Source organism: Lactococcus ileimucosae (assembly GCF_943193185.1).
Classification (GTDB): Bacteria; Bacillota; Bacilli; order Lactobacillales; family Streptococcaceae; genus Lactococcus; species Lactococcus ileimucosae.
The window spans coordinates 57,102-71,482 of the sequence record NZ_CALPDE010000001.1 but is presented as its reverse complement, the minus strand read 5'-3'; the positions used below and the strand labels follow the sequence as shown (position 1 = coordinate 71,482).

Annotated in this window: 15 protein-coding genes; 11 read left to right on the top strand and 4 right to left on the bottom strand. The window is 38.1% G+C overall.

Annotation, left to right across the window (positions count from 1 at the left end):
* Positions 1 to 181 precede the first annotated feature (181 nt).
* From NFR51_RS00340 to NFR51_RS00330, 3 genes are all read left to right on the top strand, one after another.
* Positions 182 to 1,129: an LCP family glycopolymer transferase gene (locus NFR51_RS00340; protein WP_251711788.1), complete on the top strand. Its 948-nt coding sequence runs from the start codon at positions 182 to 184 to the stop codon at positions 1,127 to 1,129.
* Between the two features lie 543 nt (positions 1,130 to 1,672).
* Entirely contained in the window at positions 1,673 to 2,065 is a 393-nt protein-coding gene (locus tag NFR51_RS00335; protein WP_251711787.1) for a nucleotidyl transferase family protein, read from the top strand.
* A 12-nt stretch (positions 2,066 to 2,077) separates the two neighbouring features.
* A complete protein-coding gene (locus NFR51_RS00330) occupies positions 2,078 to 3,193 on the top strand; it encodes a CDP-glycerol glycerophosphotransferase family protein (RefSeq protein WP_251711786.1) in 1,116 nt (371 codons plus the stop codon).
* A gap of 62 nt (positions 3,194 to 3,255) precedes the next feature.
* Here NFR51_RS00330 and NFR51_RS00325 read toward each other — a convergent pair whose 3' ends face one another.
* Positions 3,256 to 3,747, bottom strand: a complete 492-nt coding sequence (locus NFR51_RS00325) for a hypothetical protein (RefSeq protein ID WP_251711785.1) — start codon at positions 3,745 to 3,747, stop codon at positions 3,256 to 3,258.
* A 182-nt stretch (positions 3,748 to 3,929) separates the two neighbouring features.
* Here NFR51_RS00325 and NFR51_RS00320 point away from each other — a divergent pair, with 182 nt between their 5' ends.
* Positions 3,930 to 4,172: a GlsB/YeaQ/YmgE family stress response membrane protein gene (locus NFR51_RS00320; protein ID WP_251711784.1), complete on the top strand. Its 243-nt coding sequence runs from the start codon at positions 3,930 to 3,932 to the stop codon at positions 4,170 to 4,172.
* A 107-nt stretch (positions 4,173 to 4,279) separates the two neighbouring features.
* Here NFR51_RS00320 and NFR51_RS00315 read toward each other — a convergent pair whose 3' ends face one another.
* The 3 genes from NFR51_RS00315 to NFR51_RS00305 all read right to left on the bottom strand — a co-directional run bounded on the left by NFR51_RS00315 (position 4,280) and on the right by NFR51_RS00305 (position 7,323).
* Complete coding sequence (locus NFR51_RS00315; RefSeq protein ID WP_251711783.1) at positions 4,280 to 5,455, bottom strand: DUF998 domain-containing protein; 1,176 nt, start codon at positions 5,453 to 5,455, stop codon at positions 4,280 to 4,282.
* 138 nt (positions 5,456 to 5,593) lie between these two features.
* Complete coding sequence (locus NFR51_RS00310; RefSeq protein WP_251711782.1) at positions 5,594 to 6,517, bottom strand: LacI family DNA-binding transcriptional regulator; 924 nt, start codon at positions 6,515 to 6,517, stop codon at positions 5,594 to 5,596.
* A complete protein-coding gene (locus tag NFR51_RS00305; RefSeq protein WP_251711781.1) occupies positions 6,514 to 7,323 on the bottom strand; it encodes a Cof-type HAD-IIB family hydrolase in 810 nt (269 codons plus the stop codon). The genes NFR51_RS00310 and NFR51_RS00305 overlap by 4 nt, the downstream gene beginning before the upstream one ends.
* A gap of 490 nt (positions 7,324 to 7,813) precedes the next feature.
* On the opposite strand from NFR51_RS00305, the gene NFR51_RS00300 reads away from it, so the two are divergent.
* The 7 genes from NFR51_RS00300 to NFR51_RS00270 all read left to right on the top strand — a co-directional run bounded on the left by NFR51_RS00300 (position 7,814) and on the right by NFR51_RS00270 (position 14,186).
* On the top strand, positions 7,814 to 9,160 hold the full coding sequence (locus tag NFR51_RS00300; protein WP_251711780.1) for an amino acid permease: 1,347 nt from the start codon (positions 7,814 to 7,816) through the stop codon (positions 9,158 to 9,160).
* Between the two features lie 213 nt (positions 9,161 to 9,373).
* Positions 9,374 to 9,727, top strand: coding sequence for a hypothetical protein (locus NFR51_RS00295; RefSeq protein WP_251711779.1), 354 nt, complete (start codon positions 9,374 to 9,376; stop codon positions 9,725 to 9,727).
* A gap of 11 nt (positions 9,728 to 9,738) precedes the next feature.
* Positions 9,739 to 11,232: an ABC-F type ribosomal protection protein Lsa(D) gene (gene lsa(D) / locus NFR51_RS00290; RefSeq protein WP_251711778.1), complete on the top strand. Its 1,494-nt coding sequence runs from the start codon at positions 9,739 to 9,741 to the stop codon at positions 11,230 to 11,232.
* A 275-nt stretch (positions 11,233 to 11,507) separates the two neighbouring features.
* Positions 11,508 to 12,182, top strand: coding sequence for a DUF969 domain-containing protein (locus NFR51_RS00285; protein WP_251711777.1), 675 nt, complete (start codon positions 11,508 to 11,510; stop codon positions 12,180 to 12,182).
* Positions 12,183 to 12,185: 3 nt separating this feature from the next.
* Positions 12,186 to 13,118, top strand: coding sequence for a DUF979 domain-containing protein (locus tag NFR51_RS00280; RefSeq protein WP_251711776.1), 933 nt, complete (start codon positions 12,186 to 12,188; stop codon positions 13,116 to 13,118).
* A gap of 19 nt (positions 13,119 to 13,137) precedes the next feature.
* Positions 13,138 to 13,779 carry a pyroglutamyl-peptidase I gene (gene pcp, locus NFR51_RS00275; RefSeq protein WP_251711775.1) on the top strand — a complete coding sequence of 214 codons (642 nt, stop codon included), beginning with the start codon at positions 13,138 to 13,140 and terminating at the stop codon, positions 13,777 to 13,779.
* Positions 13,773 to 14,186: a gamma-glutamylcyclotransferase family protein gene (locus tag NFR51_RS00270; protein WP_251711774.1), complete on the top strand. Its 414-nt coding sequence runs from the start codon at positions 13,773 to 13,775 to the stop codon at positions 14,184 to 14,186. The genes pcp and NFR51_RS00270 overlap by 7 nt, the downstream gene beginning before the upstream one ends.
* Positions 14,187 to 14,381 lie beyond the last annotated feature (195 nt).

Genomic DNA, 14,381 nt, shown 5'->3' with positions numbered 1-14,381 from the left:
ATTTCCTTTCTTTTTTTATCAAATGTTAAAGTTTCAAATACATAACTTTAATTTATTGACGAAAAAGTTGTAATCTCGTTGCAAAAGATATAAACAATGATATAATTGGATATAATGTGACGAAAAATGTTACAAAAGAAATGTTTATGTAGTTATATATGTGATAGAAAAAGAGGTCAGTATGGCAATGAACAGAAGCAAGAAAAAACAGCAGAAAAAGAAACATCCGATAAGGAATGCAATATTAATTACTTTAGGACTTCTCCTTGTTACAGGTACGGCTTTTGCGGCCTTTTTCTACCAGACAGCAAGGGTAAATATTGATAAAACCTATGCTCCACTGGAAACTTCAAAAAACCAAGCGGAGGCCAGCCGTGCAATCAGTGAAAATAAACCTTTATCTTTTCTGATTATGGGTCTTGACTCGCGGCAGGAAGATTTATCAGGCAGAACGGACAGCTTGATGCTTGTTACAGTTAATCCTACAAAAAAGCAAACGACCATGGTCTCCATTCCCAGAGATACCTTTATTGAGTCTGCAGATGGTTCCATTACAGCCTCTAATAAGATTAATGCTGCTTATGTTCAGGGAGGAGCAGCAGCTTCTATAGCAGCTGTCAATCAATTGCTTCAACTGGATATTGATCATTATGTGACGATGAATTTTAGCGGTATTGAACATCTGGTTGATGCTTTAGGCGGGATAACCGTTAACTCTGATCTAGATTTTAACGTTGACGATATGACTTTTCATAAGGGCGAAAATACTTTAAATGGTAAAAAAGCTCTTGCTTATGTTCGTATGCGTCATGACGATCCGAGAGGAACTTATGGACGAGAAAAGCGCCAACAAGAAGTTATCGCTGCTATTCTAAGTAAGATAAAATCTCCGCAAAGTCTCACGGCTTATCAAGGTATTCTTGAAGCTTTGGGTGGAAATGTAAAAACAGATTTGACTTGGGATCAGATGCAAAAAATTGTACTGAATTATAATCAAGCTTTTGGTAATGTTGTTCATGAGTCTATTCAGGGACAAGGACAGATGCTCAATAGCTTAAGCTTTCAAGTAGTGGCTGAAGACGAAAAAACACGCGTTCGTAACTTGCTTCAAGAACAACTGACACAATAATGTCATCAGCCGTTCAACCTTAGCGCCTTTAGGCGCAAGGATGATAGCGTACTTCTTCAAAAGCAGCGCAGCAGCTTTTCATAAAAGATTATGAAGTCATTCTTCACAAACGATATTTTTTTGAAGAATGACGAATAAGATGCTCAGGCAATTCTTATAGGAATTGCCGTTCATCCTTAGTGCCTTTAGGCGCAAGGATGATAGCGTACTTTATTCAAAAGCAGCGCAGCAGCTTTTCATAAAAGATTATGAAGTCATTCTTCACAAACGATATTTTTTTGAAGAATGACAAATAAGACGCTCAGGCAATTTTTATAGGAATTGCCGTTCAACCTTAGCGCCTTTAGGCGCAAGGATGATAGCATACCTTCTTTAAAAGCAGCGCAGCAGCTTTTCATAAAAGATTATGAAGTCATTCTTCACAAACGATATTTTTTTGAAGAATGACGAATAAGATGCTCAGGCAATTCTTATAGGAATTGCCGTTCATCCTTAGTGCCTTTAGGCGCAAGGATGATAGCATATTAAAACGAGAACAAAGAGATGAAAGAAAAAGTAATTTTAGTAGCAGGTCCCTTTGACATTTTGCATGAAAGCCCTATTGATATGTTAGGGAATGCTCGAAATTTGGGAGACGGGCGTATTGTGATGCTGTCTACAGCTAAATTTGGAAAGAACAAAAAAGACTGTCAAGACTGTAATACTGGAAAAGGCGTTTTAGAAGCAGTGCAGTGGGTGGATTTAGTGGTTTCGGAGCAATCATGGAAAGAACAGCGCTTATACGTTGATAGATTTGCTATGGGAGAGGATTGGTATGGAAAGATTGCCCTTTTGAAAGAAGATTTTCCTGAGCTGAAAATTATGTATTTTCCTCGTGGCAAGCGCTCTTCAAGTCAAATCAAAAAAGATTTAAAATACAGTTTTAAAGAAGAATGACAGAGGTTTTTAGTGAAATTTAAAGCGATTGTATTAACTCTTATTTTGTCTTTCTTTTATCCCTTTACTTTTCTTTCACGTCTGCATAAAAATCGAATCACCTTTATCTCTCTAGAGCATGATAACCTCTCAAAAGATTTTAAAATTTTGTATGAAGCCCTAGCTGCAGAGCAGAGCTATGAGCTGAAAACTTTGTTGTTCAAGTTCAAGCCAACATTTTTAGGAAATCTCCGATATGGCATAGCTTGTATCAGACAGCTTTTTATCATCCAAAGTTCAAAGCTGGTTATCCTTGACTATAATAACTTTGTGATTTCTAAATTCCCTCACAGAAGCAAGGTCAAAGTATTGGAAGTATGGCATGCGACAGGTGCCTTGAAGAATTTTGGAAACAAGGTGGAACGTGATTATGAAGTTAAAAACTATGATTATGTCATTGCAAATTCTGATTTTTTTAAAAAAATTTATGCTGAAGCCTTTAATCTCCCAGAGAAAAATGTCCTTGTAACAGGTATACCTAACAACGATAAAATTTTTGATTCGGACTTTGTAGATAAAACAAGAAAAAGACTCTTGGAAAAGTATCCTTTCATAGAAAATAAAACAGTTATTACTTATGCTCCGACATTCCGAGGCCGTATAAGTACTCATTTTAGAGAAGTTGCTATAGATTTGGAACGTGTGCAGAAGGCCTTAGGGCGCGACTATATTATTATTTATAAAGCGCACCCTTTGATTCCAGATTCAAGATATGCAGATGTTCCCAATGTTCTCTTTATTGAGGATGAATTGATTTCCTCAATTTTTTGTGTGAGTGATGTTCTAATAACAGATTATTCTGCTATTGCTATCGATTGGATGATTTTTGACAAGCCTGTTGTTGCTTATGTTCCTGATTTTAAAAAATATTCAATGAAACCAGGATTAACCATTGACTACAGGACTGAATTTCCAGGTCCGCTGGCATTTAATGAAGAGGAACTGATCCAAGCACTTCAAAGCTGTAGGGATGATGGCTATAAGAAAAAAAGAGATGATTTTTTCAAAAAAACTTATCAATACAGGGATGGAAAATCAACAGCACGAGTGATTGCAATGATTCATTCTATTATGAATGATGTGTTGTAGAATGCCCTTGCCCCAAATAAAAAAGTAAGCTGTTTTAGAGAAAATCTAATAGCTTACTTTTTTTATTTTTGAATAAAATAATAAGAGGTTGCTTCACCAGAGGCAAGTAAAGCGTTGGCTTTATCTTGAAGTTCTTTGTAAGATGTTGAAACCGTTGATTCATGCTTGTTTCCAGACTTATCAACGTAAACCAACACCCAAGAATGCCCGACAGTGTCTGATTCTGAGTGAGAGGAAGATGCATTAGAGTCAGCTTGTGGACTGTGTCCACCTGCACCGTTATTTTCTACAGGATTGTTCGAGTTGTCTACCCAACCTGTATCACTGCTTTCAGTGGTGGGAGATTTTGGGGCTTCTGTAGAGGATGCAGTGTCTGTGCTTTCAGAAGTTTTTGTATCAGAGCTCGTGTTTGTGTCTGAGGCAGAACTTTTGACAGAGCTAGAAGATTCAGAATTTGTGTCTTTTTTAGCATTCGTGTTGTTGCCACAAGCTACGAGAAGTAAGAGAGTAGCAAATGAACTCACTATAAGTAGTGGTAATTTAAATTTTTTCATATAGAACTCCTTAAAAATTCCTTTTACTACCCCTAGTATACCATATTATATTAAAAAACTTCCTTTAACTATTTATAAAAATGATTAGGCAGGCGAAAGTTCATCAAAAAAGCAAGTTGAAAAGTTTGTAAGTATATTTTTAATTTGTTAGAATTATTATACGATATAGAAAGAGGTGTTTTATGATTTGGTCATTAATCGTTGGCGCAATTATTGGGATGATTGCAGGTGCAATCACAAGTAAAGGGAAATCTATGGGATGGATTGCTAATATCTTAGCTGGTCTTATAGGCTCAGCTGTTGGTCAAGCATTGTTAGGAACATGGGGGCCTAGTTTAGCAGGAATGGCTCTTATCCCTTCCATCATTGGTGCTGTTATCGTTGTAGCTGTTGTGTCTTTCTTCTTAAGCAAGATGAACAATTAAGCTGGATAGAGTCGAATATATAGGGCTTAGCAATATTAAAAGAAGAGCAAAAAACAAGGCGAGCCTTGATGTGCACCCAAAAGTTTAACTTTTTGGAAGTCCATCATCTACTCTCCTTGTTTTTGTATTTGAATTTCTTCATTTTCAAGTATCTTAATATAATACACACTAGATTCGTGCAACATCTTTTGTAGAGCATTAATCATCATTACGAGCCAGGAGAAAGAAATTGCAAAGGCGATGATTTCAAAAACAGTGAGTGAGAGATAATGAACTTTTAGAAATAAGACAGCAGATGCCACGAGTCCTATAAAAACAAGGGCAGACATGCTTAAAAACTCTTTTGACAACTGTGGCAGAAGATATTTGCTCAGCAGGATTAAAATGATGATGCATAAAACGATACCATAGGCAGAAGCATTGTGAAAAACCATGGTCCACGACTGGGCAGGAAATAGCCCAACCCCAGCGATAAATAGAGCGATGACATAGTAAAAGGCTTGAACAACTTTAATCTTGAAGTTGTAGAACTTACTTTTTTGGAATTCGACAAATAAGTAATCAGTAATCGTCAGGAGCATTAGGGCTGAAAAAATCATCGTAAAATTAAACTGCCATTGATTTTCCGCTTCGCCTGTCCCTAAGAAGCTAAAATTATACTGCCACCAGCCATTTTGTCCATTTGTTGCCATGGAAAGAAAAATGCCACCGATGAAAGTCACAAAAAGTAAAACGATGAGATGAGATATTTGGACAGAAACTGCAAAGAGAATCAAAAAATAAAAGACGATTGCAGAAAATAGAGCAGACAAGAAGGAGGCTGTGAGAGGATCCAAGGTTACACCAACAAAGGTCATTCCAAGAATATGCCAAATCAAAGCTTGAACTGCGAAAATAATGAGTGTATAGGCTAGTCCGATGGTTCCAAGTTCTCTTATGCGACTGAGCTTTCGTTTTTTCGTGGATATGTTCTGTTTTGCATAAACCCAAATAAAAGTGATAAAGCCAATAATTGTGGCACAGAGCATGCTCATACCTGCTACGGAGAGGTATCTGCCACCTGTAAAAGCTATTTGCCTTTCCCCACTCAGTAAGAAAGTCATCAAGGAAATTCCTAAACTTAATAGACTGGGTACAAGAACATAATGTAAAGAAAAATTTTGAATATCAACTTGTTCTGTCTCATTTTTTAAAACAATTTGATTTTGTTCAACGGATATTTTATACTGTTTTTGAACGATTTTATGCATAAGATCATCTGGAATTTCAATAATTTTTTTCATTAAGATAACCTTTCTTTTTAATTTTTATCCTAGGCTATTATATCAATATTTTTAAGACTAGGCTTCATTGGTTCTTGATTAATCAAAAAATCCCAAGAATTTTGGACTTGGGATTTATTTCAGTTGCATGTGTTCAGACTAACGTTCTAAGATAAACTCAGAAGGGATAGAAGATTGTCCCCCTGTTTTTGAAATAGCTTGCTCAAAAGCCATTCGTCCAACTTCATGACAGTGGTTATCTACAGTAGGAATTTTGAGCAGCTGCCCTGAAAGCAGTCGTTCTTGCCCCACAATAATAGGTTTGGGAAGTTGTTGTTCATCAAACCAGCGCCAAACATTGGCAGCAATCTCGTCAGAGTTGGCAAATATCCCATCAAACTGGGTGAGTTCTGGTGCTAAACGATAGGCATCCTCAGCTGATATTAACCCCGACTTTATCTGTTCAAGATGAGGTTTAATATTATAAATATCCCTATATGCTTGTAGAGTTGTTGATATAGTTGGACTGTTTCCTCTGGACAAAAGAAAGCCGATATTTGAACAATTTTGTTCTTTAAGCCATTGAAAAGCCTGACGATAGGCTGGAATGCGGTTGGCGTAGGTCTCTGGGATGTTGCTGTTTTCTGGACGATAGCAAAGGACAATGGGGCCGTATTTTTGATACTTAAGAATGGTTTCCTCAGACACCTGACGAGAGGTGAAGATGATTGCTTCAAGCGCTTTTTTTCGTAATTTTTCCAGATATTGGATTTCTAGGTCTTGGTTGTAGTTTGAAGGCAGGATAATAATTTTATACCCTGTTTCAAAGCTTCTTTCAAGGATACCTTCGAGAATCTTGCTGAAAAAAGAGGCTTTGATATAGGGGAGAACAACACCTATGTTATGTGTTGCACCGTGCGCAAGCTCTTGCGCAATTGCGTTTGTAGCATAGTCTAACTCAGCAGCGGTTTTGAGTATTTTTTCGCATGCTTTTTGAGAGGCATAGCCGTTACCCGATAAGACACGAGAAACGGTCGCCTTGGAATATCCCGTGAGCTTGGCAATATCAGAAAGAGAGGTCATAAGATTACCTGTTCATTGATTTCGCGAATGGCTGAAAGAGCTTCAGTCACACCATGATCTGTATTTTTTCCTACGATCATTTTAACATATCTCTTGACTTCTGTGTGAGCATTGTCTACTGCAATGGAGAGACCAGCAACTTTTAGGAGGGGAATATCATTGTGACCGTCTCCAATTGCGGCAGATTCTTCAAAGTTGAGATTTTTTTCTTTCAGAATTGTTTGAGCAGCATCTGCTTTTGTTCTTTTGTTGGAAGTAATTTCTAAAGTATGAACTGTCGAACGTGTAAGTTGAATTTCCGGGATGTTGAGTGCGTCCAGTGAGGACTGTATATGCAACAGTTCCTCTGGGTCAAAGGTCATCAGCATAATCTTGTAAATTTCGGAATTTCCATCAAAATCTTTTATTCGTGGTTCAGCGCCGGTGAGCGCCTTTTGGACAAAGACAGCCTTATCCTGCTTTTTGATATACCAATGTGCAAGACTATACCAGCTGAGGCTCACACTTGGAAAGTTTGAAGAAATGTAAGCTAAAATTTCTGAAACCGTCTCAGTAGCTAAGATGTGTTTTTCTATAACCTGAATTCCAAAGTCATTTTGGGTAAAAATCAAGTTTCCGTTGAAAGCAATCTGTGGCGTTTTTAATTGGAGCGTGTTCAGTATAGGGCTCATTTCAAAAGGACTACGTGCTGAGGCCAGTGTAACTGGTATATCACTAAGACAGATAGACCAGCGATTCGTATCAGAAAGATAGCCACGTGTGTCCAGAAGTGTTCCATCCATGTCTGCAAAAATGTGTTTGATCATCGTCAAATCTCCTTTATATTTTTGATGCCTTCATTGTAAATTATGAAACGCGTTCCATGTCAAGAAAAAAGAATTAACTTTTTTATTTATTGCGGAAACAGGAGAAGCTTGCGTATCAATAGCTAATATTATAATTTTTATATAAATTCACACAAATTCTTGCAATTTAAAATATTTTTATATATAATAAATTTTAAATTTGAGAAGGAGAAAAAATCACATGAGCAAAGCATCAACATTGACAGTCTTTTATTTTTGGCGCAGATAAGTTGTGTTTATGCTTGGCATAGATACAGCTTTTGAGTATTCTCAAAAAGTATCTGTGCCCGTGATTAAAAGCCGGGTATTTACCCGGTTTTTTTCTTTTCAAATTGAGTAACTTTTTAGTTTTTTATCAAGGTATAAAGTAAGTTTGAGAGTGTTTTAGCTGGACTTTATCCCTTTGTGAAGAAGCTAAAAAGATAAAAATAATAGAAATGAGGGATTTTACTTGGAAAATTCTAAGCAAAAACTGAAGTCTTCAATGAAAGCAAGACATGTGATTATGTTATCACTTGGCGGGGCTATTGGAGCAGGTTTGTTTGCCGGTTCAAGCAATGCGATACAAGCCTCAGGTCCCGCAGTAATGTTAGCTTATCTGTTAGCTGGCATCATCCTATATGTTGTGATGTATGGCGCGGGTCAGATTATTCTGCATCAAAAAGAGACCACTGTGGGACTAGCTGGTCTTATCGCACCTTATGTAGGAAAAAGATTTGCCCACTTTACAGACTGGGTTTATTGGTCATTATGGATGGCTGCCATGGTGGCTGAGTCTGTAGCTATAGCCCAATTTTTAGGCGTATGGCTTCCACAAGTTCCGTCATGGGTTTTTGTACTTATTGTTGCTATTATCACTTTAGGGCTCAATCTCTACTCAGTACGTGTCTTTGCTGAAACAGAATACTGGTTAGCTTGGGCAAAAATTATGGTTATTCTGATCCTTATCGTCGTCGGGCTCTACTTGGTCGCTGTACAAGTTTTTCACCTTGGGTTTAGTGAGGGACTAGGTCAAATGAATAAATACGGTGGTTTTATGCCAAATGGCATGAAGGGTGTTTTCAATGCCATGCTTATCGTTATCTATTCTTATGGAGGTTCTGAACTCATTGCACTAACAGTTTCAGAGGTAGAAAATCCTAAAAAAGCGATACCTAAAGCTATTCGCGGTGTTATTATGCGTATTTTCTCATTCTATGTTATTCCGATGTTTATCTTTGTAGAACTCTATTCTTGGAAATTTTTGAGTAGCACTCAAAAGAGTCCCTTTGTTTTGATTTTTGAAAAGTTAGGTATTCCTGGAGCGGCTCTTATTGTCAATTTCGTCATTATTTTAGCTCTCTTTTCGGTGATTAACTCTGCGGTTTATGCTACATCTCGTTCGGTTTATTCTCGAGCCAAAGATTCAAAAGGTATCATGGGCAAAACGCTTGGCCAACTGTCAAGCAAGCGCGTGCCCGTCTCAGCGATAATTTTTTGTTCGGGAATGCTCTTTATTGGGGCAATTCTCTCCTTTATTTTTAAAGATAATTTATTTGTATACTTAGCAGGCTCAATTTCTTATACGATACTTATCGTATGGATAATGCTGCTCATCTCCGCGATTATTTTTTATTTTAAAACGGGAACAGGGGGTTGGTTCATCAAGACAGTTTCAATCTTTACATTGCTTGTCCTGCTTATCATAAGCTACAAGGTCGTTGTCTCTAATCCATGGGGTATTTCTGTATTTGCCTTGGTGGTGTGTGTACTTAGCCTCTTGAGCTACCGTGAAAAAGCGGTTTCCGAGGTATCTTAAGGTGCGTATGAAACAAACGAGTCAAGTATTTTTCTTGACAGCATGCTACTGTTTTGATAAACTTGCTCTAACGATAAAAGTGAGGTAAGGACTATTGAAATTATAAGTCATGAAATTTGAAAGAATGTTAAAAGCGGTGAAGAGTATAGCCGCAAGAGTTTTTTCGTATTCATGATTTATAGGAAATAGACTTTCGGAAATAAAGCCCTTTTTGTGGCGCGTTTTGAACTCTTTTTCTCTATTTTTGTGAATGCGAAATATAGAGAGAAGGAGTTTTTTTATGTCTCCAAAGCAGAAAATTATGCAGGAAAAGTTACGGGTAATCAAGTCCAAACAAAAGAAAATGGCTGTACAAACAGACAAACAGATTCAGAACAAGGGCTTGAAAAAAGCAACCAAACCGCATGGTTATCATACCCATTATTCGATTGGATTTTAAACAAGGAGGAAACCATGCAGCAACAACCGAAACAAATACAAACAGATCGCGTAACAAAATCTCTAAAGATGAATAAACTTACACAGAAACCCTATCTGTTCACTAATCATGGCAGAGGCGGGTTTTAGACAGGAGGCATATGTCAAACATTCAAATTAAGAACTTAACTTTTGCTTATACAGACCAGTTGATATTTGATAAGGTAAATATCAATATTGATGACAAGTGGAAACTGGGTTTAGTGGGACGTAACGGTAGAGGAAAGAGCACGCTGTTAAAGATTCTCGTAGGCGAAACAGAAGCTAATGCTGAGGTGAAAACCAGCAAGAGCTTTGTCTATTTTCCACAAACAGTTAAAGATAAAAGTCAGCTGACCTTGTTTGTCTTGCAAGAGCTAGCAGATTTTGAACAATGGGAGTTAGAACGGGAACTTACCTTACTGGATGTTGATTTGGATACGCTTTGGCGCCCTTTTAGTAGTTTATCAGGAGGGGAGCAAACAAAAGTTTTACTGGCCCTTCTCTTTTTAGATGAGCAAAATTATGCACTGATTGATGAACCAACCAACCATCTGGACAAGGCTTCAAGAGATAAGGTAGCCGTTTATCTCCAAGGAAAAGCAGGTTATATATTGGTTTCTCATGATCGCAATTTTCTGAATCAAACAACAGATCATACGCTAGCTATTGAGCGTGCGGACTTGCACATATATGCGGGAAATTTTGCGATCTATGAAGAAGAAAAAAGGTTGAGAGATCTTACTGAAAAAGCTCAAGATGATAAGCTCAGAAAAGAAATCGGCAGATTGAAGCAAACGGCACGTGAAAAAGAAGCTTGGTCTCGCAACCTTGAAGCAACAAAATCCCGCAAAAAAAGAGGTTTTGATTCGGAAACCAAGCGTGTAGATAAAGGATTTATAGGACGTAAAGCGGCAAATATGATGCAGAAGTCTAAAAATCTAGAAAAGCGTATGAAAGAAGACATTGCAGATAAGGAAAAGCTTCTAAGAAACTGGGAGGAAGTGCCGGGATTAGCCATGCATGTTTTGCATAGTCACCAAAAACGTTTGCTGAAGGTCGAAAATTTGACAGCAGGCTTCGAGCAATTTCTTTTCCAACCTGTTTCATTTGACATAAAACAAGGGCAGGTCATTGCTTTGACAGGAGTGAACGGTATCGGAAAATCTTCCTTGCTTCATGTATTAACCGGAGAATTTTCCGGACGATACGAGGGAACTTTTGACATGGCTCATAATCTAACTGTTTCACAGGTTCGGCAAATTGCAGATAACAAAGGCTTTTTGAGTGACTTTGTCAAGGAGGAAAATCTAGATTTAGAAACTTTCCTCAATAATTTGCGCAAACTGGGGGTCGAACGTAATGTTTTTGAACAAAAAATTGAACATATGAGTCAAGGACAGCAACGGAAAGTCGAATTAGCAAGAGCCTTAACTCAGCCTGCCCATCTCTATCTTTGGGACGAACCACTCAATTACCTCGATGTTTTCAATCAAGAACAAATTATTGAGATGATAAAGCGAGAGAAACCAAGTATGCTTGTCATTGAACATGATCCGTATTTTGTAGAACAAGTAGCGGATAACAAAATTGAGTTACGCAAGAGCGACAGATAAAATTGTGTGTAAGGAGGAGAAGCATCCGTTTTTGAGCGGGTGCTTTTCCCATACAAATCTGTAAAATAAATATTCTTAGAGAGATAAGGCGGCTTTCATAGGAGTCTCGAAAAATGTTGAATTCCCCAAGGAGAGAGGGGATAAAGCTCACCTTAAGTTCAAGCTGTGTCTCATCTAATAAAAAATCAGAAAAAAAGAAAAATTCGAAATAGATTGAACAAAAAGGACAAATGTTATATAATTGTCTAAAATATAATTATAGAAGGAATCATTTCATGATCAAGTTGATAGGTGTCTTAATTGTTTTGATTGGGTTTATTTTCAAGATAGAGACCTTATTTGTTGTTGTTCTCGCGGGTGTTTCGACTGGACTTGTTGCTGGCTTGAGCATTCAGGAGATTCTTACAATCTTGGGGCAGTCTTTTGTGGATAACCGCATGGTTTCCCTTTTTGTCTTAACGCTCCCCGTTATTGGTGTGTTAGAGCGAAACGGTCTTCGCCAGCGTGCAGTTGAGCTTATCGGACGTATGCAATCTCTCACCACAGGCCGTATTACACTCTTTTACGTTTTTGTTCGATTTATTGCAGGCGCTATGTCCATCCGTATCAGCGGGCATCCGCAGTTTGTGAGACCGCTGATTCAACCGATGGCAAAGGCGGCTGCAGTAAGTAAGTATGGTGATGTTGAATCAGAAGACGATAACATAAAAGCTCTCTCAGCCGCAGCGGAAAACTATGGTAACTTTTTTGGCCAGAACTTGTTTGCTGGCAGTGCTGGTGTGCTTTTGATTACTTCAACCTTGTCAAGTTTTAATTACAATGTTACGGCGGTTGATGTAGCAGTAGCCAGTATTATTATGGCTGTACTTGCTTTTGTTGTGACTGCCGTCCAGTTTATGCTTTATGATCGAAAACTATTACGAAAATTCGGAAAGAAAGGAGAAAATTAGTCTATGCAAGCTTTTATTGATGTTTCTTTAAATGTATTTTATGTTCTAATGGGCCTGCTCATGCTTTATATGGCGTATAAAGCCTTTACGACAATCCAAGGTGTAAAACGTATTGGAACGACGGTTTTTTGGATTCTTATCGCTTTACCTTTTATTTTAGGTGCACTTATCCCAGCTTGGCTGGTTGGTCTTTTCGTTGTATTGAGCAGCTTACTTACACTCAGCAAGCAGGTCACTTTCGGAAAATATAAGTCTTTAGATGAGAAATTTGGTCAAAAACAGTCTAAGTTGTTAAAAAGTAAAATTTTCATCCCTTCCTTCATTCTTGCCTTTGTTGCTGTTGGGATTGCGATGGTCTTGGGTAACTATGCTAATTCATCACTCTTTGCTATTGGTGTGTCTTCGCTTGTTTCTCTACTTTTTGCACTGATAATGACGAAAGCGAAAGCTACAGAGTCTGTTGAAGATGGTGCGCGCCTTTTTGATTCGATGGGACCAGTCGCCATTCTACCTCAGTTGCTTGTTGCATTGGGTGCTCTGTTTACAACAGCGGGAGTAGGTGAAGTCATTTCACAGGCTATCACAGGTGTTGTTCCTGCAGATAATCGCTTGCTCGGTGTTGTTGCTTATGTTTTGGGGATGGTTATTTTTACAATGATTATGGGAAATGCCTTTGCTGCTTTCTCTGTAATTACTGCGGGTATCGGTATTCCTTTTGTTCTTTCCCAAGGTGCGAATCCAGTTATTGCAGGAGCATTGGCACTTACAGCAGGTTATTGTGGTACTTTGATGACCCCGATGGCCGCTAACTTTAACATTGTACCTGCTGCCTTACTTGAGATGAAAGATGAAAATAAGGTAATTAAAGTGCAAGCACCTGTGGCTCTTGCTCTCATCGTTCTGCACATTTTTGTCATGTACTTTGTTGCATTCTAAGTAGTATAAGGAGTTTATTATGAAAATATTGTTAACAGGTTTTGATCCCTTTGGTGGAGAGAAACTTAACCCAGCTGAAGAAGCTGTCAAGCGTGTAGCCTCAGAAATCAATGATGCTGAAATCATCAAGCTCATTATTCCAACCGTTCGTTATAAATCACTTGAAAAGATTGAGGAGGCAATCGAAAAACATCAGCCAGACTTTGTTGTAAACATTGGCCAAGCAGGTGGACGTTACGCGATTACACCTGAGCGTATAGCTATTAATGTGGATGACTTTAGGATTCCGGATAATGAAGGCAATCAACCGGTGGATGAGCCTGTAAAAGAAGGAGGTGCTCCTGCTTACTTTTCAACGCTTCCTGTAAAAGCTATTGTTAGCGAACTCAATAAAGCGGGGATTCCGGGCACGCTTTCAAACACAGCAGGAACCTTTGTTTGTAATCATGTTTTCTATGGTGTACGCCATCTTCTGGAAGAAAAATATCCCAATGTCAAAGGCGGATTTATCCATATTCCTTATGCGACATCACAGGTTATTGATAAAAAAGATACGCCTTACATGTCATTAGACGAAATTGTTAAAGGGATAGAGATAGCATTGGATGCTTGTACACGTTACACAGAAGATTTGCGAACTATTGGTGGAGAAATATGTTGAACAAAGTTTTTGTCTACGGAAGCTTGCGCACAGACATGTTCAATTATGACAAGTATTTGAAAGGCGAGGTTTTAGAAAGTTATCCTGGGAAGATTAAAGGAAGCTTGTTTCACATTGAAAATAAAGGCTATCCCGCGATTATTGAGGGAAATTCGGAAATTTTAGGAGAAATCTTTATATTGAGGGACTTCCCCAAGAATATTGCGGTCCTTGATGAGATGGAAAATTTTTTTCCGGATAATCGTGATGAAAGTGAATATCTCAGATGTACGTCACTCGCTCAGTTAAGTGATGGACAAAAGGAAGAGGTCTATTATTATCACTACAATTCAACTGCAGCTGTGAATACAAAGGATCAGCTTATTCCGGTTGATTCGGGAGATTGGCTAGAACATATGGCCGGATAAAAGTAATAACAATCTGCCATATAAGCTATTGGTAGCAGGCTTTAACTTCAAGAATATACCATAAGTACCCATGGCGAGCCCGTGGGTATTATCATTCTTTTTGCTTTAGCAAATTAGAATGATAATAGGCAAGGCGCGCAGCGAGTGGTGAACCTTTTCCATCCTTTTTGCTTTAGCAAATTAGAATGATAATAC